The sequence below is a fragment of the Candidatus Methylomirabilota bacterium genome (assembly GCA_035315345.1).
Classification (GTDB): Bacteria; Methylomirabilota; Methylomirabilia; order Rokubacteriales; family CSP1-6; genus CAMLFJ01.
In genome coordinates this window covers 1-22,816 of the sequence record DATFYA010000197.1, presented here as the reverse complement: position 1 = coordinate 22,816, position 22,816 = coordinate 1, and the positions used below count along the sequence as shown (strand labels likewise).

The 22,816-nt window shown below is 69.8% G+C and carries 33 protein-coding genes; 31 read left to right on the top strand and 2 right to left on the bottom strand.

Translation table 11 applies throughout. From position 1 onward, the window contains the following. The first annotated feature begins 25 nt into the window (after window positions 1-25). The 31 genes from VKN16_25820 (at window position 26) to VKN16_25670 (ending at window position 19,818) form a co-directional block, all read left to right on the top strand. A complete protein-coding gene (locus VKN16_25820) occupies window positions 26-466 on the top strand; it encodes a pyridoxamine 5'-phosphate oxidase family protein (protein HME97642.1) in 441 nt (146 codons plus the stop codon). Between the two features lie 116 nt (window positions 467-582). Further along, window positions 583-987 carry a VOC family protein gene (locus tag VKN16_25815; GenBank protein HME97641.1) on the top strand — a complete coding sequence of 135 codons (405 nt, stop codon included), beginning with the start codon at window positions 583-585 and terminating at the stop codon, window positions 985-987. A gap of 103 nt (window positions 988-1,090) precedes the next feature. Continuing rightward, window positions 1,091-1,531 (top strand): VOC family protein, encoded by a 441-nt coding sequence (locus VKN16_25810; protein HME97640.1) that lies wholly within the window; start codon window positions 1,091-1,093, stop codon window positions 1,529-1,531. A gap of 22 nt (window positions 1,532-1,553) precedes the next feature. Next, window positions 1,554-2,102, top strand: coding sequence for a dihydrofolate reductase family protein (locus tag VKN16_25805; protein HME97639.1), 549 nt, complete (start codon window positions 1,554-1,556; stop codon window positions 2,100-2,102). 60 nt (window positions 2,103-2,162) lie between these two features. Further along, window positions 2,163-2,507 (top strand): cupin domain-containing protein, encoded by a 345-nt coding sequence (locus VKN16_25800; protein ID HME97638.1) that lies wholly within the window; start codon window positions 2,163-2,165, stop codon window positions 2,505-2,507. 498 nt (window positions 2,508-3,005) lie between these two features. Further along, window positions 3,006-3,977, top strand: a complete 972-nt coding sequence (locus VKN16_25795; GenBank protein ID HME97637.1) for an ABC transporter substrate-binding protein — start codon at window positions 3,006-3,008, stop codon at window positions 3,975-3,977. Window positions 3,978-4,239: 262 nt separating this feature from the next. Next, on the top strand, window positions 4,240-4,422 hold the full coding sequence (locus tag VKN16_25790) for a hypothetical protein (GenBank protein ID HME97636.1): 183 nt from the start codon (window positions 4,240-4,242) through the stop codon (window positions 4,420-4,422). A gap of 71 nt (window positions 4,423-4,493) precedes the next feature. After that, complete coding sequence (locus VKN16_25785; protein HME97635.1) at window positions 4,494-4,721, top strand: DUF6719 family protein; 228 nt, start codon at window positions 4,494-4,496, stop codon at window positions 4,719-4,721. Window positions 4,722-4,803: 82 nt separating this feature from the next. Further along, window positions 4,804-5,277, top strand: a complete 474-nt coding sequence (locus tag VKN16_25780; GenBank protein HME97634.1) for a DUF1801 domain-containing protein — start codon at window positions 4,804-4,806, stop codon at window positions 5,275-5,277. Next, window positions 5,274-5,549, top strand: coding sequence for a hypothetical protein (locus VKN16_25775; protein HME97633.1), 276 nt, complete (start codon window positions 5,274-5,276; stop codon window positions 5,547-5,549). The genes VKN16_25780 and VKN16_25775 overlap by 4 nt, the downstream gene beginning before the upstream one ends. 16 nt (window positions 5,550-5,565) lie before the next feature. Then, window positions 5,566-6,798 (top strand): NAD(P)/FAD-dependent oxidoreductase, encoded by a 1,233-nt coding sequence (locus VKN16_25770; GenBank protein ID HME97632.1) that lies wholly within the window; start codon window positions 5,566-5,568, stop codon window positions 6,796-6,798. A 3-nt stretch (window positions 6,799-6,801) separates the two neighbouring features. After that, complete coding sequence (locus VKN16_25765) at window positions 6,802-8,517, top strand: adenylate/guanylate cyclase domain-containing protein (GenBank protein ID HME97631.1); 1,716 nt, start codon at window positions 6,802-6,804, stop codon at window positions 8,515-8,517. Between the two features lie 101 nt (window positions 8,518-8,618). Continuing rightward, the gene (locus tag VKN16_25760) at window positions 8,619-9,635 is read left to right on the top strand and encodes an ABC transporter substrate-binding protein (protein ID HME97630.1); all 1,017 of its coding nucleotides are present in this window, start codon (window positions 8,619-8,621) and stop codon (window positions 9,633-9,635) included. Window position 9,636: 1 nt separating this feature from the next. After that, window positions 9,637-10,176 (top strand): adenylate kinase, encoded by a 540-nt coding sequence (locus tag VKN16_25755; GenBank protein ID HME97629.1) that lies wholly within the window; start codon window positions 9,637-9,639, stop codon window positions 10,174-10,176. Then, complete coding sequence (locus VKN16_25750; GenBank protein HME97628.1) at window positions 10,173-10,697, top strand: hypothetical protein; 525 nt, start codon at window positions 10,173-10,175, stop codon at window positions 10,695-10,697. The genes VKN16_25755 and VKN16_25750 overlap by 4 nt, the downstream gene beginning before the upstream one ends. A 27-nt stretch (window positions 10,698-10,724) precedes the next feature. Beyond that, entirely contained in the window at window positions 10,725-11,225 is a 501-nt protein-coding gene (locus tag VKN16_25745) for an OsmC family protein (GenBank protein ID HME97627.1), read from the top strand. A 52-nt stretch (window positions 11,226-11,277) separates the two neighbouring features. After that, window positions 11,278-11,997, top strand: a complete 720-nt coding sequence (locus tag VKN16_25740) for an NAD(P)-binding domain-containing protein (GenBank protein ID HME97626.1) — start codon at window positions 11,278-11,280, stop codon at window positions 11,995-11,997. A gap of 101 nt (window positions 11,998-12,098) precedes the next feature. Further along, entirely contained in the window at window positions 12,099-13,091 is a 993-nt protein-coding gene (locus VKN16_25735; protein HME97625.1) for an LLM class flavin-dependent oxidoreductase, read from the top strand. A 41-nt stretch (window positions 13,092-13,132) separates the two neighbouring features. Continuing rightward, window positions 13,133-13,924, top strand: coding sequence for a class I SAM-dependent methyltransferase (locus tag VKN16_25730; GenBank protein ID HME97624.1), 792 nt, complete (start codon window positions 13,133-13,135; stop codon window positions 13,922-13,924). Between the two features lie 91 nt (window positions 13,925-14,015). Then, window positions 14,016-14,303 carry a hypothetical protein gene (locus tag VKN16_25725; protein HME97623.1) on the top strand — a complete coding sequence of 96 codons (288 nt, stop codon included), beginning with the start codon at window positions 14,016-14,018 and terminating at the stop codon, window positions 14,301-14,303. Window positions 14,304-14,325: 22 nt separating this feature from the next. Next, entirely contained in the window at window positions 14,326-14,673 is a 348-nt protein-coding gene (locus VKN16_25720; GenBank protein HME97622.1) for a gamma-glutamylcyclotransferase family protein, read from the top strand. 64 nt (window positions 14,674-14,737) lie between these two features. Continuing rightward, window positions 14,738-15,271: a 3-hydroxyanthranilate 3,4-dioxygenase gene (gene nbaC / locus VKN16_25715; protein HME97621.1), complete on the top strand. Its 534-nt coding sequence runs from the start codon at window positions 14,738-14,740 to the stop codon at window positions 15,269-15,271. Between the two features lie 43 nt (window positions 15,272-15,314). After that, window positions 15,315-15,698: a hypothetical protein gene (locus tag VKN16_25710; GenBank protein HME97620.1), complete on the top strand. Its 384-nt coding sequence runs from the start codon at window positions 15,315-15,317 to the stop codon at window positions 15,696-15,698. A 319-nt stretch (window positions 15,699-16,017) separates the two neighbouring features. Next, the gene (locus VKN16_25705; protein ID HME97619.1) at window positions 16,018-16,173 is read left to right on the top strand and encodes a hypothetical protein; all 156 of its coding nucleotides are present in this window, start codon (window positions 16,018-16,020) and stop codon (window positions 16,171-16,173) included. 86 nt (window positions 16,174-16,259) lie between these two features. Beyond that, on the top strand, window positions 16,260-17,057 hold the full coding sequence (locus tag VKN16_25700; protein HME97618.1) for a carbon-nitrogen hydrolase family protein: 798 nt from the start codon (window positions 16,260-16,262) through the stop codon (window positions 17,055-17,057). Between the two features lie 25 nt (window positions 17,058-17,082). Continuing rightward, window positions 17,083-17,436, top strand: a complete 354-nt coding sequence (locus VKN16_25695) for a nuclear transport factor 2 family protein (GenBank protein HME97617.1) — start codon at window positions 17,083-17,085, stop codon at window positions 17,434-17,436. Continuing rightward, on the top strand, window positions 17,436-17,738 hold the full coding sequence (locus tag VKN16_25690; protein ID HME97616.1) for a YciI family protein: 303 nt from the start codon (window positions 17,436-17,438) through the stop codon (window positions 17,736-17,738). Before VKN16_25695 ends, VKN16_25690 begins: the two co-directional genes overlap by 1 nt. A gap of 43 nt (window positions 17,739-17,781) precedes the next feature. Further along, window positions 17,782-18,018: a hypothetical protein gene (locus VKN16_25685; GenBank protein HME97615.1), complete on the top strand. Its 237-nt coding sequence runs from the start codon at window positions 17,782-17,784 to the stop codon at window positions 18,016-18,018. 261 nt (window positions 18,019-18,279) lie between these two features. Further along, window positions 18,280-18,780, top strand: a complete 501-nt coding sequence (locus VKN16_25680) for a VOC family protein (GenBank protein ID HME97614.1) — start codon at window positions 18,280-18,282, stop codon at window positions 18,778-18,780. 6 nt (window positions 18,781-18,786) lie between these two features. After that, window positions 18,787-19,077, top strand: coding sequence for a putative quinol monooxygenase (locus tag VKN16_25675; protein HME97613.1), 291 nt, complete (start codon window positions 18,787-18,789; stop codon window positions 19,075-19,077). A gap of 105 nt (window positions 19,078-19,182) precedes the next feature. Beyond that, complete coding sequence (locus VKN16_25670; protein HME97612.1) at window positions 19,183-19,818, top strand: hypothetical protein; 636 nt, start codon at window positions 19,183-19,185, stop codon at window positions 19,816-19,818. A gap of 95 nt (window positions 19,819-19,913) precedes the next feature. On the opposite strand, the gene VKN16_25665 is transcribed toward VKN16_25670, so the two are convergent. Beyond that, window positions 19,914-20,549, bottom strand: coding sequence for a hypothetical protein (locus VKN16_25665; protein ID HME97611.1), 636 nt, complete (start codon window positions 20,547-20,549; stop codon window positions 19,914-19,916). Continuing rightward, window positions 20,549-22,816 (bottom strand): BamA/TamA family outer membrane protein (locus VKN16_25660; GenBank protein HME97610.1); only part of this gene is annotated, 2,268 nt, incomplete at its 5' end. The genes VKN16_25660 and VKN16_25665, both read right to left, overlap by 1 nt.

The window sequence follows — 22,816 nt, the reverse complement described above, 5'->3', positions numbered from 1 at the left end:
CGCGTGCCGGCCGGGAGGGACGACGATGTCGCTCACGATGACGAAGGAAGAACGGGAGGCATTCCTGGCCGACGTTCATGTGGCCGTCATCAGCGTTGCAGAACATGGTCGTGGGCCGCTCGTGGTTCCGATGTGGTACTCCTACGAGCCGGGAGGCCAGGTGCGAATCATAACTGGACGGACGTCGCGAAAGGGGAAGCTGCTGGAGCGCGCGGGCCGATTCAGTCTGTGCGTGCAAACGGAAACGCCGCCGTATAAGTACGTCAGCGTGGAGGGGCCGATCATCGCGGTCGAAGCAGCGGATCTTGAGCGTGATCGGCGCCCCCTCGCCCGCCGCTATCTCGGCACCGAAGTGGGCGACTCGTACATCGAAAGTACGAGAAACGCGGTCGGGAATGTGCTTGTTCGTATGCGGCCAGAACGATGGCTCACCGTCGATTACGCAAAGCAATACGAGTCACGGTGAATGGCGAGCCGGCTGACCACGCATTGCACCCGCACCCGACGCCCGGGCTCGCGAGCGCGGCTCGGCCGCAGGTATGCGAGCGTTAGGCGGCACTGTCGAGGCAGGCATCAACGAGCATGGCACAGGTTCTCGGTCTGGTGACACTCGTCGTTCGTGACTACGATGAAGCTCTCGCGTTCTACGTCGGGACGCTTGGCTTCCATCTGGTAGAGGACTCCGAAGTACCCGGGCAAACCAAGCGCTGGGTCGTCGTTCGTCCACCGGGTGCGGGGCACGCCGCTATCCTGCTGGCGCGGGCGTCTACGCCGGAGCAGATCGGGCACGTGGGGAACCAGACAGCAGGCCGAGTCTTCCTGTTCTTGTACACAGACGACTTCGAACGCGACTACGCGGCGTACCAGCTCAGAGGCGTCGAGTTCGTGCGTCCGCCGCAAGACATGCCGTACGGGCGCGTGGCCGTGTTCAGGGATTTGTACGGGAACCTATGGGACTTGCTACAACCGCGCGAAGGGCTGGCGTGAGGGGCTCGTGCGCCTGCATCGGGCTGCTCACGCCTCACAACGACAGCGTCTCCGAGAATGAATCTGCCACGATGGCACCAGTCAAGTAGCGGGAGGTAGGTAGATGGTACTTCGGCGGATGGACAACGTTCTCATCGTGGTCGAGGACCTCGAGGCTGCGAAGGCGTTTTTTGTCGAGCTCGGTATGGAGCTGGAAGGCGAGATGCCCGTCGAGGGGCGTTGGGTGGACCGTATCGTCGGGCTCGAGAACGTCCGATGCGAGATCGCGATGTTGCGGACCCCGGACGGCCATGGTCGGCTCGAGCTGGACAAGTTTCACACACCCGCGGCGGTCGGTGCTGAACAGAAGAATGCACCAGTGAACACGCTGGGCATACGGCGCATCATGTTCGCCGTCGACGACATCGACGATGTGCTCGGGCGCTTGCGCGCCCATGGCGCGGAGCTCATCGGCGAAGTCGTTCAGTACGAGGACAAGTACCGGCTCTGTTACATCCGCGGCCCCGAGGGCATCATCGTCGCGCTTGCCCAGCAGCTCAGTTAAGAGGCCGTCTCAGGAGCACGCGATGCGACCTCTTCGGTATTCCATCAACGTCACATTGGACGGGTGCTGCGATCACCGTGCAATGGTTGCGGACGAGGACTTGCACCGTCACGCGACCGAGAACCTCGATCGGGCCGATGCCCTCCTCTTTGGCCGAGTGACTTACGAAATGATGGAGGCCGCATGGCGGCCGCCGGCGCGGCCGGGAGCGAGGCCTGATTGGATGGAGCCCTTCGCCCGGACGATCGACGCGAAAAGGAAGTACGTCGTGTCGAGCACTGTGGACCGTGTCGATTGGAACGCGGAGCTCGTGCGCGGGGATCTGGGGAAGGCCGTTCAGCAGCTCAAGCGGGAGTCGGGTAGGGGGCTGTTCACGGGTGGCGTGAAGCTCCCGATGGCATTGGCGGAGCTGGGGTTGATCGATGAGTATGAGTTCGTCGTGCATCCAAGGCTGGCGGGCCACGGGCCGACATTGTTCGCGGGGCTATCGAAGCACATCGACTTGAGGCTCGTGAGTCGGCGGGAGCTCGGCTCGGGGGCAGTGGCGATGCAGTATGAGCCGAGAAGGTAGCCGTGGTGCTGCTCGAAGCTGACAGCGGACGGCAGGCCTGGAAGCCGAGAGGAGGCGGAGATGAGTAACGAAGGGGCGGCACCGGTGACGAAGGGTGTGACGGTGCAGTTGCTGGCAACGGTCGACCTGGGCCCTGAGATCGAGGGCATGGCCGGGCGCCAGCTTCGAATGCGTATGGTGACCATCGAGCCTGGCGGCGTCTTTGGCCCGATTCACGACCACAGAGGCCGGCCAGGCACCGTCTACATACTGCAAGGAACGATCACCGACCATCGAAATGGGACGGCTAGGGAATATGGGCCGGGGGTGGGCTGGCCGGAGGACCGGAACACCACCCATTGGCTCGAGAACAGAGGAACGATTCCGGCGGTGGAGATCTCGGTCGATGTAGTCAGGCAAGAGTGAACGCTAACGTCCGCGCGCGGCAGAACGAGCCGGGGACGAGAGGATCGACGGCGCTCTTCCTCGGCAGCGATGACTCCTCGTATATCACCGGGACGGATATCGTCGTCGACGGAGACTGGGTGTCCGCCGCTCCCTATCTCGGCAACGAGCGCGCAAACCACATGCTCGTGAAGTGCAAGGGATGGCGGGCCTTCTCGGTGGATGCCCCCGTCCGGCCGCAGGGGATCTTGCCAAGGGAACGGTCCGTGGCTACCGTGTAGTCACATTGACGCCCAAGACTGCATCCGATCCGGCTTCGTTGGGCGAACCGCGACGCGCCGCCGCGCTTCGTCCTCACCGTCGTCCTGACCGGGCAGGAGGGCGGCACCGCGATCCGCTGGGTCCAGGAGTTCGAGGACGCCGCGGTGGCGGCCCGCATGCGGCACCTCGTCGAACCCGCGAACGAGCAGAACCTCGACCGCCTGCAGTCCGTTTTGTCTATGATGCTGAGCCCATCGAATGATTAGCCGGCGAGCCTTCCTGATCGGCGCCACCGTCCTCGCTACCCCGCTCGCCGCGGTGGCGCAGCAACGGAGTGTGGTGCCACGCCTGGGCGTGCTCGCCCAGGACGTGCAACCCGGCCTGCTGGAGACGCTTCGCGATGAGCTCGAGCATCTGGGCTATGTCGAGGGCAAGGGCATCGTCACCGAGGTCCGGAATGCCGACGGCAGGAGTGACCGCCTCCCGGCGCTGGTCGGCGACCTGCTGCGCCTCCGAGTCGACGTCATCGTGGCCGTGAACACCCCCGCCGCCAAGGCAGCCCAGAACGCCACCAAGGCCGTCCCCATCGTCATCATGCGGGTGGCCGATCCCGTGAAGGCGGGGCTCGTCCGCAGCCTCGCCCATCCCGGCGCGAACGTCACCGGAGTGAGCTTCTTGCCGGATGTCCTCGGAGCCAAATCGATCGAGGCGCTGTCTCAGGTCGTCCCGAACCTCGCTCGCGTCGCGGCATTCTACAAGGGCGACAATCCCGGCGCGCTGCTCGTGGTGACGGAGACGGAACGTCGCAGCGCGGAACTGGGCGTCCGGTTCGAGCGGTTTCCCGTCCGAGATCCGGGTGATTTCCCGGACGCGTTCACCGCGGCGGCTCGCGCCGGCGCGCAGGCGGTGTTCGTGATGGACGACGGGGCCATGACGAAGATGCGCGGGCCATTCCTGAAGCTCTCGTCACAGCGCTCGCTGCCGGTCGCTTCGATCTACAAGGATTTCGCGGAGGCGGGTGGCCTCTTCGCGTACGGGCCCGATCTCGATCACGTGTACCGACGCGCGGCCCACTACGTGGCGCGCGTGCTCAAGGGCACGAAGCCGAGTGAATTGCCGGTGGAGGAGGCGGACCGCTTGCACTTCGTGGTCAACCTGAAGAGCGCCAAGGCCCTCGGGCTCACCATTCCGCCGGCGCTTCTCCTGCGGGCGAACCAGGTGATCGAATGAGCGCGGTGAGGCACCGGGAGCCACCGGTGTGACCGTCGACGAAGCGGTCCGGGGGCACGTGCCGCCCGCCTGGTTCTGGGCGCTTGCCCGGAATCGAGCGCATTCGGGCGTTCGATCTGTCGCAGCTGCCGGCGCCCCCCATCGCTCGGCTGCTCGGCATACGCGCCGGCCACGTGGGGCCCGGGTCGGGCACCTGGATCATGCCGGCCACCGGGTGGTCGCTGATCGAGTCCGGTGAGCTGGAGGTCTCGAAGGGCGCACGGTGGCCGGGATGGCCGTGCACGTTGCCGCGCGCATCCAGGCGCTGGCCGGCGCGGGTGACATCCTGGTGTCGAGCACGGTGAAGGACATCGTGGTGGGATCGGACACGCGCTTCGAGGTTCGCGGGCCGCACTCCCTGAAGGGCACGCCGGGGGAGTGGCGCCTCTTCTCGCTGGCCGACTAGCATGTGGCCTCCGACCAAGCCACCCGCGTTGTGCTGAGGAAAACCTGCGTATGAGCCCTACCGCGCTGGCCATGGCCGCGATCCTGTGCTTCGCCACATCTGCGATCGCTCAAGGGGAGCGCAAGGTCGAGTACCTCAAGGAGGAGCCGCCGACCGGCTCGGTGCCGTACCGCAAGATCGTCTATGTGGACGACGGGACCTGTCCGCAGGGCGAGGTCAAGGAGATTACCGGCGGCAGTCAGGCCAAATCGGTTCCGCGCAAGGTTCGCTGCGTCAAGCGGCCCGACTCGTCGAAATGACCGCGCAGACTCGGACCGGAACGGCACGTGTCCTCGTGGCGTGTGTGCTCGTAACCGTGGCCGCTCGGGCGCAGACCGAACGATTCCTGAAGGTGAGCCGGTGAGTCGGACGGCGGGTGACCGGAAGTCTCCGTCTCGACTGATCGACGCGCGAATCAGGGAGCTGGGCGACTGGAGAGGCCAGATGCTCGCCCGGCTCCGCGCCCTGATCAAGGCGGCGGACCCCGACGTGGTCGAGGAGTGGAAGTGGAGAGGGACCCCGGTCTGGTCGCACCACGGCCTGCTCTGCACCGGCGAGACGTACAAGAACGTCGTGAAGATGACCTTCGTCAAGGGCGCTTCGCTGAAGGACCCTTCCGGCCTCTTCAATGCCAGCCTCGAAGGCAACACCAGGCGTGCCATCGATTTCCGAGCAGGCGACAAGGTGGACGCGAAGGCTCTGAAGGCGCTCATTCGAGCCGCGGTGGCGCGGAACAAGTCCGCGACTGAGCTACTGGCCCGGCGACGCCCGGGAGAACCGGGCAAGCGACCGCCGCGGCAGGATCGAGGGGCATGACCTTCGCGATCAAGGCCGAGGGCGATCCGATCTTCGTCTTTGCGAGCGAGAACGAAGGCGAAGGAATAGCCGGCTCGCCGGCGGATCGTGACGAGGGTCGCGCGAGAGCTTCGGACGGAACGGCGCCGGCTACGGCGATGGTCGCCGGGAGAGGTACCGCAGCTGGCCGGCTGGGTGAGAGTGCAGAAATGGCTGGCGTGCTGATCGTGCTGCTCATCGCCGTGTGCTGGGCCAGGGGCGAGCCGCCTCGCTGGCGCCGGGGCAAGAAGTGAGGTATGCCAGAGCCGCATGAGCGCAAAGCAGATCGTCGTGCTGGGCGGGGGCTTCGCCGGGCTCTGGAGCGCGCTCGGCGCCGCCCGCAAGCTGGATGAGCTCGGCCATACGCCGGACGCCGCGGAAGTCACGCTCGTCAATCGCGACGGCTACCACGGCATCCGGGTTCGCAACTACGAAGCGGATCTGAGCGGGGTCCGCGTTCCCCTCGATGAGGTGCTCGGCCCGGTCGGCGTCCGGCGTGTGGAAGGGACGGTCACCGGCATCGATCTCGTCGGGCAAGCCGTCATGGTGGCGACCGCCGACGGGCAGAAGACGTGTCGCTACGATCGGCTGATTCTTGCGACGGGCAGCCAGGTCGTCCGCCCCGACGTTCCCGGCTTGGCCGAGCATGGCTTCGACGTCGACACCTACGACAGCGCGGCCCGCCTCGACCGTCACTTGCAGGCGCTGGTCGGCCGGCCCGCATTCGCCGGACAGTGGACCGTCGTCGTCGTGGGCGCCGGCCTGACCGGCGTCGAAGCGGCGACCGAGATGGCCGGTAAGCTGCGGGCGCTGTCGGCTCCCGTCGACACGACGCGGCCGTTCCGGGTGATCCTGGCCGACCATGCCCCGCGGGTCGGCTCGGACATGGGCGATTCGGCCCGGCCGGTCATCGAGGAAGCCCTCGCGGCACTCGGCGTCGAGACGCGGCTGGGCGCTCGCATCGTCGCGATCGGGCCCTCGAGCGTGAGACTCGAATCGGGAGAAGAGATTCCCGCGGCCACCGTGGTCTGGTGCGCCGGCATGCTCGCGAATCCGCTGACCCGGCTGTTCCCGGTCGAGCACGACCGATCCGGGCGGATGCCGGTGGATGCGTTCATGCGGGTCGCCGGCGTGCCCAACGTGTTCGCGGCCGGCGACGTCGCCCGCGCCATGGTGGACGATCACCACGCGTCGGTGATGTCCTGTCAGCACGGACGGCCGATGGGACGGTTCGCCGGGCACAATGCGGTCTGTGACCTCTTCGGGTTGCCGATGCTGCCGCTGCGCATCGACTGGTACGTGACCGTGCTGGATCTGGGCGCGTGGGGCGCCGTCTACACCGAGGGCTGGGATCGCCATGTCGTCACCAAGGGCGAGGCGGCGAAGAAGACCAAGCAGATCATCAACTGCCAGCGCATCTATCCGCCGTTGACCGGCAACCGGCAGGAGATCCTCGCGGCCGCGGCCCCGGTGGTGCAGCCGCCTCCCGCGACCTATCGCTAGCCGGTGACGCCCCTGATCGCGGCCTTCGTCGGCCTCATCGTCGCGGGCTTGGCCGCGCTCGTCTCCCTTCGCGCGGGCACCGCCGCCGGCGTCGTGGCGCAGGTGCAGGTCGTCGGGGTTGCCCACCTCATCGCGGGCGCGATTGCCTGGCGCCGTCGCCCCGACAACGTGACCGGCCCGCTGCTCGTCACGATCGGGTACAGCTGGTACATCCCGGAGTTCCAGGCCGCCCACATCGGGGCCGTCGCCGGGCTGGCATTCGCCACCCGTCGACTGGTCAACTTGTTGTCCGCGTACCTGCTGCTCGCGTACCCGTCCGGTCGGTTGGGCAACCGCCCCCAGCGCCTCGCCATGGGCCTCGTGATCGCCATCGCGGCCGTCCAGACACCGGCGCGGTTGCTCCTGGTGGATCGAATCCCCGCGGTCCTCGACCACACCGATCGCGTGACCATGGTCGGCTGCGGCTGCGCCAATCCCTTCGGGGTGATGCCAGCCCCTCGCCTGTTCGCGACCATCGAGCTGTGGACCGGAATGCTCTCGGTGGCGTCGGCGCTGCTGATCATGGCGCTGGTGATCCTCCGTCTGGCTCGCGCGACGCCCCCGATGCGTCGCACTCTCTGGCCGGTGCTCCTCGGCGCGCTCGTCGCGCTGTTCATCTTCGCCTTCAACGTCCTCTCGGTCATGCTGGCCCTGCGCACCGCGCTGGCGAGCGCGCTGGGCTGGGTACTGTCGCTGGCCCGGGTGGCGGTGCCGATCGGGTTCCTGGTCGGCCTGCTGCGGATGAGGATGGACAAGGCGGCCGTCGCCAATCTCGTCGTGGGAATCCACGGCGATCGAACCCCGGACACGCTGGAGCGTGCGATCGCCGATGCCCTCCACGACCCCGCGGTGAAGCTCGGGTACTGGTCGGCGGCGGCCGGACAGTACGTCGATGGCGGCGGCAAGGTGCTGGAGATGCCCCGCGCCGGATCGGGCCGGGCCGCCGCCCTCGTGGAGCGAGCCGACGCGCCCCTCGGCGTGATCCTCCACGATGCGGCGCTGCATGACGACAAGGCGCTCCTGGACGCGGTGTCGGCCGCGTTCGCGCTGGCCGTCGAGCGCGACCGGCTTGCTTCGAGCGTGCGCGCCCAGGCCGCCGAGGCGCGGCAGCTGCCGAGCGGACCGGTGACCTTCCTGTACGCCGACATCGAAGGCTCGACGCGACTCCTCGACCGGCTGGGCGACCGCTACGCCGACGTGCTGGCCGAGGAACGCCGCCTGCTTCGCGCCATCGTCCGGGAGCGCGGCGGCCGGGAGATCGATTCCCGGGCCGACGAGTTCTTTGCGGTGTTTCCCGCGAGCACCGATCCGGCGGGCGCGGCGCTCAAGATCCAGCGGCGCCTGCGCGATCACGCGTGGCCCGATGACGCGCGCGTCCGCGTGCGGATCGGGCTCCACCGCGGGCATCCGCAGATGACCGACGAGGGCTACGTGGGACTCGACGTACATCGCGCCACCCGGATCGGTTCCGCGGGCCACGGCGGACAGATCCTCCTGTCGGAGGCCACCCGCCGGCAGCTCGAAGCGGGGCTGCCGCCGGATGCGACCCTGGAGCGGCTCGGCGCGTTCGGGTTGAAGGGCCTGCCCGGCCTGGAATCGATCTGGCAGCTCACGGTCCCGGACCTGCCGGGCGCGTTTCCGCCGCTCCGTGTCGAGACGCCCGATAACGCCGATGGATGAACGCGTGGGCGAGGCGCGGGCGCGCTGTATCGCTGCCCCCGCGAACGCGGGCGGCCCGTTCCCATGTACAATCCCCCGACGTGACGAAGACCGAGGCGAGAGTGAGGACGACTACCACCTGGTCGGCGCGGGCCGGGGCGCGGGTCCTGCTCGCGCTCCTGGCCGCGCTGATCGGTGCCGCGACCGCCCGGGTGGGCGACGCGCAAGCGCAGGAGCGCCCGGCCGGCAAGGTCTACCGCATCGGCTTCCTCAGCCAGGGACAGCCGCCCAAGGCCTACATGGAAGCGCTCCGTCAAGGTCTGCGTGAGCGCGGCTACGTGGAAGGGCGGAATCTCGTGTGGGAGATGCGTTCGACCGACGGGAGCCTGGATCAGCTCTCGCAGTTCGCCGACGACCTGGTACGGCTGAAGGTCGACGTCATCCTGGCCCGCGCGTCCTCGGGCGCGACCGCCGCGAAGAAGGCGACCTCGTCGATCCCCATCGTGTTCTTCGCGGTGTACGCTCCCGTCGAGGTTGGTCTCGTCCCGAGCCTGGGGCACCCGGGCGGCAACATCACGGGCACCGCGGTCAACGCCTCGGACATGGCCGGCAAGCGCGTGCAGCTGCTCAAGGAGCTCGTCCCCACGCTGAAGCGAGTGGCCATGCTGTCGCACCCGCCGCATCCGACCAACGCGGTGCAGCTGCGGGGGGCCGAGGCCGCCGCGCGCGCCATCGGGGTGCAGCTCGAGGCGGTCCCCGTGCGCACGGGGGCGGATCTCGGGCCGGCCCTGAAGGCGCTGCGCGGCGTCGACGGCGTGCTGAATGCGGATACGCCCCTCTTCGTCACGAATCGCGCTCGACTCGTCGGCGCGGTCGCGGAGAGCCGGCTGCCCGCGATCTACCCGGCCCGGGTGTACGTGGAGGCCGGCGGCCTGGCGTCGTACGGACCGAACGTGCCGGAGCTGTGGAAGGGGGCCGCGGTCTACGTGGACAAGATCTTGAAGGGCGCCAGGCCGGGCGACCTGCCCGTCGAGCAGCCGACGACGTTCGAGCTGACGATCAACAACCGGACGGCCAGCGCGATCGGTCTGACGATTCCCCAGCCCGTCGTGCTGCGCGCGGACCGGATCGTGGAATGAGATGAAGAAGGTCGCGGTCTTCGGCAACGCCGGGGGCGGCAAATCCACCCTGGCCCGGAAGCTCGCCGAGCTCACCGGGCTGCCCCTCTACCCGCTGGACCTGATCCAGTTCCGCCCGGGGGGCGGCGCGGTGCCACCCGATGAGTACGCGAAGGCGCACGCGGAGCTGTTGAGACGTGACGCGTGGATCATCGATGGCTACGGGTCCGTGAAGTCGGCGTGGGAGCGGTTCGACGTGGCGGACACGCTGGTCTACGTCGATCTCCCGCTCTCGACGCATTTTCGCTGGGTCACGAAGCGTCTGATGCAGGGCATCATCAGAACGCCCGAAGGCTGGCCGGAGGGCAGTCCAATGATCAGCAGCACCATCGACAGCTATCGGGTCCTGTGGCGCTGCCACAAACACCTGACGCCCCGATACCGGAAGCTGGTAAGGGAGACGCGGCCGCACCAGAGCGTTCATCATCTGCAGTCGCCACGTGAGATGCGCGCCTTCCTGGCCGTCGTGAAGCGGGACGCGTCGAGCGCCCGGCGGACGTGACGCTGCTCCCGAAGATCGGCCTCGTCGCCGCCGGGTACGTCGCGGCCTTCGTCATCGCCTCCGCGGTCGTCGCGGTGCGCATCGCGGCCACGAGCGGCCCCGACGCGCAGGCGTCCAGCGGCATGTATGCGGCCGGCGACGCGATGGTTTTCATCGCGGTGTTCTCGATCTGCGCGCTGGTGCCCACCGCCGGATTGCTGGTCGCGCTCCGACCCTACCGCCGCTTCTGGACGGTGCTCGCGACCCTGGTGGTGGCCATGGCCATCACCGGCCTCGCCGCCGCCGCGCTCTTCGCGGCGGGCCGGCACGCCAGCGGGTCCCCGCTCGCCACGCTGGCCATGCTCTCGGTGCTCCGGATCCTGATGGCGCCGCTCCTCGCGATCGCCTTCCTCCTGTTCGCGGCGCTCTCGCCCTACCGCTCGCCGCGCCTGGCGTGCCTGGCGGGAGGCGCCGCGGAGGTCGCGGTGAGCGCGTACGGCGCGCTCGTCTGGTTCGCTCCGCTCTTCCTCGGCGGGGTATAGTCTTCGCGAGCGGTGGCGAATACAACGGTGCGCAGCGCAATCGACAAGCTCGCCAGGCTCCTCGTCCAGGAGCCGGAGAAGGGACGCGCGAAGAGCGTGCCCGCCACCGCGGTGCTCGACGACGGCCTGAAGGTCCAAGTCACGGGCCAGCACGGCGAGCAGGTGTCCACCGACATGTCGCCCGCCCTGGGCGGGACCGGCTCGGGGCCGAACCCGGGCTGGCTCCTGCGGGCCGCGATGGCCTCGTGCCACGCGACGGTGATCGCGATGCGGGCGGCCCACACCGGCGTGGTGTTGACCCGGCTGGAGGTCACCGTGTCGAGCGAGTCGGACGTTCGCGGCATGCTCGGCACGGACGATGGCGTCTCCGCGGGTCTCTCCGGCCTGCGGACCCACGTCAAGATCGGCGCGCTGAACGCCCCCGCGGGCCAGCTCCGGCAGATCGTGCAGTGGGCCGACGAGCACTCGCCGGTCGGGTGCACCATCCGCCAGTCGCCGGCGAACGCGATCGAGATCGAGGTGCTCTAGTCGGTATGTGCGCGGAGGAGTGACTCGCATGGATGTGGAGAAGGAGAGCGATATGGTAGACCGCCGTCACTTTCTCAAGCTCGCGGGAGTCGGTGTGGTCGCGTTCGTGCGGCCGGCCGGTACGGTCGCCCAGTCGCCGCTCAAGATCGGCTCGGTGGGGGCCGGACGCATGGGCAGCGCGCTCGGTGGGCTCTTCGTCAAGGCCGGGCACCCGGTGATGTTCTCGTCGCGACATCCGGAGAATCTGAGGGACCTCGTCCAGCGCCTCGGGCCGCTCGCCCAGGCCGGCACGGTGGAGCAGGCGATCGCCTTCGGCGACGTGGTGGTGATGGTGGTGCCCTACACGGCCCTGGAGGAGATCGGCCGTGCGCACGGCCCCGCGCTCGCGGCCAAGCCGCTGGTGCTCGACATCTGCAACCCGATCGCCCGCCGGGACGGCGCCGAGCTGGTCAAGCGCGTGGAGGAGCAGGGCGGGGCCGGGCTGGCCAGCGCCAAGCTGCTGCCCGGCTCGCGCATCGTGCGGGCGTTCAACGCGATCAGCTACCTGCGGGTCGGGTCGATCGCCCATCGGCCCGGCGGCTTCGTCGGCGTGCCGATCGCCGGCGACGACCCGAAGGCGATCGGCATCGCGGAGGGCCTCATCCGCGGCATCGGCTTCGAGCCGGTCCTGGTGGGCGGTCTTGCCAAGGGCAAGTACCTGCTGCCCGGCACGCCGCTGGCGGAGGAGCACACGCCCGCGGAGATTCGACGCATCGCCGCCGGCCTGCCCTGAGCCGCGCCGCTCCTGCATGGTCGCGCCGGATCGACCGCTCTCCGCCGCGCTGCCGGGCATCTGGGAGCTGGTGTCCCGGGCCGAGGATGCCTGAGACCCGGATGCAGGTCGATCTTCGCGTGCCGGTGGGCACGACGATCCCCGGCGTGGTCGACTTCATCGCTCGCTGCGAGGACGCCGGCCTCGACGGTGTGGGCGTGCACGATCACCCGCATCGCGGCCGCGATGTGTACATCACGCTGGCCCTGGCCGCCGCGCGCACCCGGCGGCTGCGACTCTATCCCGCCACGTCGAGCCCGGTCGTGCGCCATCCGCTCCTGCTCGCCTCCGCGATCCAGTCGCTGCAGGAGATCGCGCCCGGCCGCGTCGCTCTGACGGTGGCGCCCGGATTCCTGGCCGCCCGCGCCATCGGCCGGTCTCGCGGGACGGTGGCCGTCATGCGCGAGGCGGTCCTGGCGATCCGGCGGCTCCTCGCGGGCGAGCCCGCAGAGTTCGAGGGGCGCACCAGTCGGCTGCTGAACACGAGCGCGCCGGCGCCCCTCGTCTACTTGCTGGCCGCCGGGCCGCGCATGGTCGAGCTCGCCGGCGAGGTCGCCGACGGCGCGCTGCTGATGGTCGGGATCGATTTGCAGGCGATTCGGACCGCCCGGCGGCACCTGGAGGAAGGCGCCCGTCGCGCGGGGCGATCGCTCGCCGGGTTCCGTACCATCTTCATCGTCACGATGGGATTGGCCGATCGGCTGGAGGACGCCCGGCGCTGGCCGCAGCGCTGGGTCGCGTCGGGCCAGAGCTTTCTCACCTACCCGAGCGCGTCGAACCTGTACTGGCTGCGGCACGCGGGGATCCCGCTCGAGGCGGATCACGATCCGGCGTCGCTCTCCGACGCGACGGCGGCGCGGGTGTGCGACGCGTTCGGGCTCTTCGGCACGGCCGAGCATTGCCGCGACCGACTGCTTCGCGCTCGAGAGGAGGCGGCGGTGGATCACGTCTTTCTCTTCCCCGCGCACACGGTGGACGGAGGCGGCGACCTGCCCGTTGCCGAGATGCAGGCCTTCGCCCGCGTCATCCGGCCCGGCCTCACGGCCGCACCCTGATTCATTCCGATGCCAGTCAGCATTCCGGAGGTCATTCCGCGATGAGCCCGGCCGACTCCTGGGATTCCGCTCGTGCCTACGAGGCGTACGCCGGCCGGTGGAGCCGGAAGATGGCGGTGGAGCTCCTGCGCTGGCTCGCTCCGGCCCCCCGCCGGTCGTGGGTCGACGTCGGATGCGGGACGGGCGCCCTGACGTCCGCCATCCTCGCCGCCTGCGAGCCCGAGTCGGTTCGCGGCATCGATTCGTCGGCCGGCTTCGTGGAGCAGGCGCGCCGTAGCATCGCCGCGCCGCAGGCCCGCTTCGAGACGGGCGACGCCACGCGCCTGCCGTGGGAGACCGGCGCGTGCGACCTGGCCGTCTCCGGCCTGGTCCTCAACTTCGTGTCCGACTCCGCGGCGATGGCGCGCGAGATGGCGCGGGTCACGAAGCCCGGGGGGCGGGTCGCGGCGTACGTGTGGGACTATGCGGGCGGGATGCAGATGATGCGGCACTTCTGGGACGCCGCCATCGCGGTGAGCCCGGACGATGCCCGGCTCGACCAGGCCGAGCGGTTCCCGCTGTGTCGGCCCGAGCCGCTCCAGTCGCTGTTCGAGCAGGTCGGGCTGAGGACGGTGGCGGTCCGCGCCATCGAGATTCCCACCGTCTTCGAGAGCTTCGAGGACTACTGGACGCCGTTCCTCGGACGGACGGGCGCGGCCCCTACCTATCTGGCGTCGGTCACCGACGAGGTGCGCGAGGGGATCCGGCGGCAGCTCGAGCGCCGCCTGAGCCCGGCTGGCGGCGGCCAGATCGCTCTGACCGCGCGAGCCTGGGCGGTGCAGGGCATCGTCTAGGGGGTATGCTGACTCCCTGGCGGGCGGGGGCGGCACGGCGCGGTGGGAAGCGCCCGGCCCATGACCGGAGACCGACGACGGAGGAGATCCGATGACGAGACGCCGATCGATCATGTCGACGTGTGTGTTCGCGCTGGTCCTGGCCGGGTGTGCCTCCTCCGAGCAAGGCGTGCTGCTCGTGGACAACGAGGAGCGGGTTCGCGGGTGCCGCCCGCTCGGCACCGTGTCCGACAACGAGATGGAAGACCTCCAGAAGAAGGCGGCCAAGCTGGGCGGAAACGTTGCGCTGATGACCCCGCAGCGGAAAGCCAAGGGCGGGATGTTCGGGATGCAGGAGTACATGACCGCCGACGTGTATTCCTGCCAGGCGAGCAAGTAGGGAGCGCGCTCCGGCTGACCCGATGCCCTGGCTCTTCTCGTACGGCACGCTGCAGCAGGAGGCCGTCCAGCTGTCGACCTTCGGGCGCCGGCTGGCCGGCCAGGCGGACGAGCTGGTCGGCTTCGAGCAATCGCGGCTGACGATCGAGGATCCCGACTTCGTGGCGACGAGCGGCAGCGCCGATCACGCCATCGTGACGTTCAACGGCCGGGCCGACAGCCGCGTGCACGGCATGGCCTTCGAGCTGTCGGACCGCGAGCTCACCCAGGCCGACCAATACGAGCCCGCCGGCTACACGCGCATCGCCACGGTGCTCGCGTCCGGCAAGCACGCCTGGGTCTATGCGGCCGCGGAGCGCTCGGCGCCATGAGCCGACGAACCGCGCGCGTCGTCCCGGCGCTCAAGTTCCGCAAGGTCGAGATCAAGCCGCTCTGATGGCCGAGCCGCTCCGGGCGCTGAACCTCCGCCGCTGGATCGACGAGCACCGCGATCTGCTGAAGCCGCCGATCGGGGCGGAGGTGGTCTGGAAGGACGCGCAGTTCATGGTGATGGTGATCGGCGGGCCGAACGCCCGCCGGGACTTCCACGTCGACCCGCGCGACGAGTTCTTCTACCAGATCGAAGGCGACATGGTGCTGGAGTACATCGACCGCGACGGCCGGAGGCAGCGCGAGCGGATCCGCGAGGGGGACGTGTTCCTGCTGCCCGCCAACACACCCCACTCGCCGCAGCGGCTGCCCGGCACCGTGGGTCTGGTGATCGAGCCGGTGCGCGGCCCCGACGAGCCGGAGAGCTACGCGTGGTACTGCGAGCGCTGTGACGCGCGGCTCTACGAGATGTCCCGCGGCGAGGGCGATCTGCTGCTGGACCTCAAGAAGGTATCGGAGCAGTTCAATGCCACCGAGGCGCTGCGCACGTGCCGCGCGTGCGGCTATGTCCAGCCGGTGGCGACGGGCCCGAGGGGGTAGCGTGCGGAGGCGGGCGGGCGCCGTCGCACTCGGCTGGCTCGTCGTGGCGGCGCCGGCGAGCGCCGCGGACCACGACGGCCGCTACACGGGTGTGATCACCTGCGATGTGCTGCCCGGGCAGACCATCCAGGCCCTGAAGACCGAGTTCTCGATGACGATCGCCGACGGTCAGGCGGCGTACGAGCGCGAGGTCTTGCGGCCGAACAACACGCAGCGCCTCGGCATCACGGAGCGAGGCACCGGCACCGTGTCGCCGAGCGGCGAGGTGGCGCTGACCGGTTCCGCCCGAGGGCAGACGTGGAGCTACGAGGCGGACTATCGCGGCCGGTTCAACGGCAAGGACCTGAGCCTCTCGGGCACTCAACAATGGCGATTGCCGAGCAAGGCCACGCATTCCCGTCCCTGCACCGTGACGCTATCGCGGTAGCCACCGCCAGAAGGAAGGTCTCGGTAAGACTCTCCGTCCCCGGTGCCGCCCGCCCGCGGTAGCGCGCGATTTCTCAGCCTTTCCATCTCGGCATGCCTCGTGCCCCATGGGGACAAGGAGGCCGACCATGGAACGAAATGAACGGGCGCGAGGTCTGAGTGGCCTGCTCTGCGCCACGGCGGCCACAACGTTGCTGCTCACCGGCTGCGCCGGGGCCTGGAGCGTTCCCGAGGGTGGCGAGCCGCAGTTCCAGCGTGACGCGTTCGCGTGCGAGCGTGACGCAACGGCGCAGTCGCCTGCCCCGCGGACATCCACGAAGATGCCGGCGCCCGCCGGGTTCGTCCATCCCACCGCGGACTACACCATGGCCCCCCAGGGGCTGCACGACGAGCTGGGCACCGCGTCGGGAAGCCGAGCCCAGCGGGCGTGGCTGGTCGATCGCTGCATGGAAGCGAAGGGCTATCGCCGCCAGTAGCACCAAGCCGAGCGCAGGTCGCATGCTATCCTCGTGAGCCGTAGTCGCTGGTCTGCGAGCATACGCGGTTCGCACTGGAGGGCAGCATGATCATCGGCCTGGCATCGCCTCGCGTCGCCACCTCGCTCGAGGACGGCCTGGACCGGATCGAGCGGCTCCTGTCCGAGGCCGCCGCGCAGGGCGCCCGGATCGTGTGCTTCCCCGAGGCGTACCTGCCGGGACTGCGCGGCCAGGACTTCGATGTGCTGCCCTTCGAGCGGAAGGACGAGGAGCGGGTGCTCGACGCCGCGGCGGCCCTGGCCCGCAAGCACGCGGTGGCCACGATCCTCGGCATGGAGCGGCTCACCGACCGCGGGCGCCAGATCGTGGCGGTGGTCATCGACGCGCAGGGTCGGATCCAGGGCTACCAGACGAAGACGCAGCTCGATCCGAGCGAGGACCGGTTCTACGTGCCCGGCCATGGCCGGCGGCTCTTCGAGGTGGATGGCGTCACGTTCGGGGTGGCGATCTGCCACGAGGGCTGGCGGTATCCGGAGACGGTGCGGTGGGCGGCGGCACGCGGCGCCCGGATCGTGTTCCATCCGCAGCATACCGGCAACGAGCGGGCCGGTATCCGGCTCACACGGTGGGGGCAGCGCGAGGCGCCGTACTACGAGCAGGCCATGCTCATGCGCAGCCGCGAGAACACCATCTACTTCGGCAGCGTGAACTACGCGCTGCGCTACCCGGAGTCGGCGACCAGCCTCATCGGGCCGTCCGGCGAGTGCCAGGCGTATCTGCCCTATGGCCAGGAAGGCGTCCTGGTGCAGGCGCTCAAGCTCGAGGACGCCACCGGCCTGCTGGCGTCCCGCTATGCCCCCGAGCGCTACCGCGAGGAGCCGTGACGCCGAAGCGCTACCGCGAGGAACCGTGACGCCGCACAAAGAGACCGTGCAGCGGTACATGGACGGCTTCCGGACGGGCGATCACGCCCTGGTGCTGTCCTGTCTCACCGACGACGTGGAGTGGATGATTCCCGGCGCGTTTCACCTTTGCGGCAAGGAGGCCTTCGACGGCGAGATCGAAAACGACGCGTTCGTCGGCCGTCCGACCATCGAGGTCACGCGTCTGGTCGAGGAGGGCGACGTGGTGGTCGCGGAGGGCACCGTGCGATCGGCGCGGCGGGACGGCGGCACGCTGAACGCCGTCTTCTGCGACGTCTTCGTGATGCGCGATGAGAAGATCAGGCGTCTGACCTCGTACCTGATGGAGCTCGGGGCGTAGTGCCGACGTATCTTGCGGTGCGGCGCGTGCGGGGGCCGGCCTGGAACCGGGCGCTCCCCATGCGCTCGCAGGCCGCGTGGGCCGAGCACGCCGTCTTCATGAACGCGCTCGCCGCCGAAGGGTTCGTCGTCCTCGGCGGGCCGCTCGGCTCGGGCGAGGAGGTGCTGCTCGTCATCGACGCGCCCACCGAGGAGACGGCGCGGGCGCGTCTCGCCGCCGATCCCTGGAGCACCGCGGGCCTGCTGGAGATCGCGAGCGTCGAGCCGTGGGCCGTGCTGCTGGACGGCCGCGTCCCCGGCTGATCGTCGGCGGTATGGACCCAACCGGGTCGGAGGGAGCCACGCGATGAAGGTCCTCATCAAGAGCGCCTGGGGCTCGAACGATCCGACGCAGGCGGCCTTTCCGTTTCATCACGCCAATGCCTTCGCGGAGGCCGGCCACGAGGTGCAGATCTTCCTGCTGGGCGAGGCGGTCTCGCTCATGCGGACGGTCGTGGCCGGCTCGGTGATACCGGTCGGATGGGCGCCGCTCTCGGACGCGCTGGCCAAGGTGATCGGCCACCGGATCCCGATTCACGTCTGAGGGGCGTGCTCACGGGCCCGTGGGGTCCTGGACGCCGACCTGGTGGGCAAGAACGCGGCCTTCTCCGACCCGCCCCGCTTCGTCGGCCTCGTGGAATGGGCGGACAAGATCGTCACCGAATAGCCGAGCATGCTCCCCACCCCCGCGAGGAGAGGGCAGGGTGAGGGGGTTTCGCGGGTGTCGATCGCGAAGGCCGTCGGGCGACTAGAGGAGAGTCACCGCGAGCCGTGAGAGAGTGACTCCGACGAGGAGGCTTGGGCGATGGCAGCCATCCAGCGGATCACCCCGTGTCTGTGGTTCGACGATCAGGCCGAGGAGGCGGTCGGCTTCTATACCTCGATCTTCCCGAGGTCGAGGGTCGTGACCATCTCCCGGTACGGCCAGGAGGGACGCGAGATCCACGGCAAGCCGCCGGGCAGCGTGCTGACCGTCGCCTTCGAGCTGGACGGGCAGGCGTTCACCGCGCTCAACGGCGGCCCGATCTTCAAGTTCAACGAGGCGGTCTCCCTGCAGGTCGCCTGCGAGACGCAGGCCGAGGTGGACCACTACTGGGCGAAGCTGGCGGAGGGTGGGGACCCGGAGGCGCAGCAGTGCGGCTGGCTCAAGGACCGGTTCGGGCTCTCGTGGCAGATCGTGCCGCGCGTCCTGATCGAGATGATGAGCGGCCCCGTCTCGGACAAGTCCGAGCGCGTCATGAAGGCGATCTTCCAGATGAAGAAGCTCGACATCGGCACGCTCGAGCGCGCCTACGCCGGCCGATGAGGTGACGTGGAGCTCTACATCTTCGCCCGGTTTCACTCGCGCGCCGGTGACGACGGCGGGCTGGCCGCCGCGCTCCGAGACGTCCTCGCGCCCACCCGCGAGGAGCCGGGCTGCCTGGGCATCCACGCGTTCCGGTCGAGCCGCGACGCGCGCCTCTTCTACATCCACTCGCGGTGGAAGGACGAAGCCGCGTTCGATCGTCACGCCGCCCTGCCGCACACCGTACGGTTCGTGGAGCGGGTCACGCCGCTGATCGACCACCCGCTCGACGTCACCCGCGCCGAACAGATCGGCTAGGGACTCCGCGAGGCCCCGACGCTGACCTACCCCCGGCCGTTCTTCGATCTCCAGCTTCACTTCGCCCGCGCCGTCTCGGTCCTGTCCGGATCGCCCTGGGAGCGGGTGCTGCTCGACTACACCAACCTCTACGTCCGGTTCGGTCTGGGCCGCGCCTTCGATCCCGCGCATCCCGGCTGGCGCGAGTACGTGGCGGGGCTTCGTGGCCCGGGGCACGATGACGACTGGACGTATCGCTTCTACCTGACGCGCGCGGACCGCCCGGCCGGGCCGCCCGCCGTCATGCGCGCCGGCTGCTTCTGGTATTCCCGGCTGGATGCAGGTCGAATCCGCCTCCACTTCCAGAACGCCGAGACCGATGGATGGAGCCCGCTCGACACCGAGCGCCGCGATCGGCGCCGGGCCGACCTGGCCGCCCTGTTCGACCACGTGAAGCGAACGTGGGATCGGCCCCCGCGCGTCGCCGGCGCCTCCTGGCTGTACAATCTCCCAGCCTATCGTCGCTTGTTCCCGCCCTCGTATCTGGCGACGGCGCGGGTGATCGGCGGACGGTTCCGCTCCATGCCGCTGTGGGGGCAGTTCCTGGATCGTCGCGGGGAGATCCGGGAGCGCACGCGGCGCGAATTCGTCGGGCGGCTCGGCCGGCAGTCGAGCCTGGACGGGCTGGATCACTGCTTTCCGCTTCAGGTCCTGTCGCTCGAGGCCTCGGCAACCGAGTTCCATGACTTCTACCGGATCTGACCGCCAAGCCAGGCCACGCGGCCCGCGCCAGTACGACCCCAGCGGGGCGCGAGACCTTCGCCGCGAGCGGGCCACCGCGTCGCCCCGGGTGAGCGCTATCGCGCGCCCGCGCCGGCATCGAGCGAGAACGGGGCGGGCCACGGGCCGGCGACGCCCGGAATCCGGCCGATCGGCACGCGCTGACGCGCTTCCTCCTGCCAGGCGGTGAACGCGCGGGTCACCATGTCGGCACGCAGCTTCTCGCGCGTGCGCGCCCGCGTGGCCTCGTCGTGGGCGCCGGGGCCGAGCGCCTCGTCGATGTCGAAGTCGGTGACGAAGGCGAACGCGCGGAAGCGCAGGTCGACGAAGCGCTGCACGCGGCGGTCGGCCTCGATCAGGCGCCGCGCCCACGCGGGATCGACGCCGGCTGCGGTGAGCCGTGCCGCCAGCGCGGCGCCCCCCGCCCTGTCCCAGGCCGCGTCCAGGTCGGCGGCGGGCACGTCCACGTCCAGCTGGACGGACTCGCGCACCGCGAGCTGGGCGTCGAGATACTTCGCGAGATCGGCATCGGTGATCGGCCCGGCGGACCGCTCGAGACCGAAGACGCCGAGCGCGCGCGCGAGGGTGACCTCGCTGAGGGTGACCGGTCGCGATGCGACCTCGGCCAGCACTTCGTCGATCACCCGGAGATCGGCGGCGCCGGCGGTGCCGGCGGTCGCGAGCAGGAGCAGCGCCACGAGCCACGCGCGCATCAGAACGGGTTCCCGACCGTGACGTAGAACTGGACGCGCGACTCGTCGGGGATCCGGCTCAGCGCGTAGCCCACGTCGAAGCGGATCGGGCCGACCGGGGTCTTGATCCGCAGTCCGCCGCCCGCGCCGGTCTTGAACGCGTCGAAGCCGAGGCCCGAGATCTGGGGCGTCACCGTGCCGGTGTCCACGAACACCGCGCCGCCCAGCCAGCGCCAGATCGGGAAGCGCCACTCGAGGTTCAGGATCGCGGTGGCATTGCCGCCGATCGGGTTGCCCTTCGCATCGAGCGGACCTACGCGATCCTCGCGGTAGCCGCGGATGGTGGTGGCCCCTCCGGCGTAGAACCGGTCCTGGATGGCCAGCGCGGCGCTCCCTCCATAGGGCTCGGCCAGGCCGAGGCGGCCGGCCACCGCCACCACCGTCGGAGCCGGCCACTTCCAGAACCAGCGCGTCTCGAGCCATCCCTTGACGAACTCGATATCGCTGCCGAGGTACCGGCTGCCGGTCTCCACCGAGATCTGGTGAAAGCTGCCCCGCGTCGGATCGAGCGGCTCGTCGCGTCGGTCGAGGGTCAGCATGGGCGTGATGCTGCTGATGAGCTGCCGGCCCGGCGTGACGTCCGCCTCGATGAGGTTCGGGTCCACGTTGGAATACCGGACGGACTCCACCCGGTAGCGCAGATCGAGGCGCAGGCCTCGGATCTCGTCCACGAAGATGTCGCGATGCGCATCCAGCCAGAGGCCGATCTGGGTCAGGTCGTAGCCCAGCTGACCGCTCGAGGCCTGGAACAGGTCGGCGTCGAGCCACCAGGGCGAGCCGAAGATGAAGGGCACGCGCCCGAGCAGATCGGTGCGCTGCGACCATCTCGTGACCTCCCCCCCGATGCTCGCGCGCTGGCGGATGCTGACGCTGGCCCCGGTGCCCAGGACGTCGTCGTGCCCGGCCTCCACGAAGCCGCGTCCGCCTTCGGCGTTGCTGTAGCCGACGCCGAAGTCGAGATGCCAGGGCTTGCGCTCGCGCAGGGTCACCTCGACGTCGGCGAACGGGTCGGGCGGCGGGCGCAGCGGATCGATCGAGACGCCGTCGAAGGCCGCGAAGTCGCCGAGGCGCTTCTGCCCCTGCAGCAGCTTGTCGGGGAGCAGGACATCGCCCGACTGAAACGGCAGCGTGCGTCGCACGACGTCCTCGCGGGCCAGCAGCAGCCCGCGCACGAGCACGCGGCCGATGCGGGTCGGCTCGCCTTCCTCGACGGTGTAGGTGACGGTCACCGCGTCGTCCTCGCGGCCGGTTTCGAACCGGGCGACCGCGCCGTGGTAGCCGCGCGTCGCGTAGAGCCGCTCGATGGCGCGTTGACCGTCCGCCGCGTACTGGCTCTCCCACGGGCTGCCCCGCTTGAAGGGCAGGGCCGCCTCGATCTCGCGCGGGGTGAACAGGCCCGCCCCCTGGAACGTGACGGCGCCCGCGGTGAGCCGCGGGCCTTCCTTGATCGGGATGATCACGCGGGCCCGCGCGCGGTCCTCGGAGAACTGCACCTGAGCGGGCCCGACCGTGGCCTCCGCGTAGCCGCGCGCGCGCAGGTGGGCGAGCACGACGCCGACGTCGTGGTCGAGCTGATCCTGGCGGAAGATGCCGCGACGGAAGAGCCCCGGCCGGCGGGTCTCGAGATCCTTGGCGAGCTGGTCGGCGGGCACCGCCTGGTTGCCGGAGAAGGTGACCGACTCGACCACGACCCGCGGGCCTTCCTCGATGGCGAAGTGGAGCACCCGCACGTCGCCGTCGCGGGTCTCGCTCGGCTCGACGCGGACCCAGTGGTAGCCGCGCTCGCGATAGGCCGCCTCGACCTGCAGCGCGCTCGCCTCCTGCTCGACCTCGTCGGCCGAGCCGCTCGTCTCGAAGGTGAGCCGCGATCGGAGCGCGGCCGGCGAGAGCGCCCGGCGGCCCTCGAACTCCACCCGGAACCGGGGGCCGGCGGCGACCTCCACGTCGAGATTCACCCGGTTCGGCCCCGGCTGCCAGTCCGGCTTGCCCGCGGTCAGGCGCGCCGTGACGTAGCCCTCCTGGCGCAGCCGCTCCTCGGCGGCGCGCACGCGGTCCCGCACCAGCGACTCGCGGTAGGCCTTGCCCTCGCGGAGATCGAGCGCCTTCCGCAGCTGGTCGACGGGCAGCCCCGTCTCGCCCAGCAGGCGCACCTCGCCGATCTTCGCCTGCTCGCCTCCGTTCAGGATGACGGTCACGTCGCGATCGCCGGTGCCCGGCACCGGCTCCGC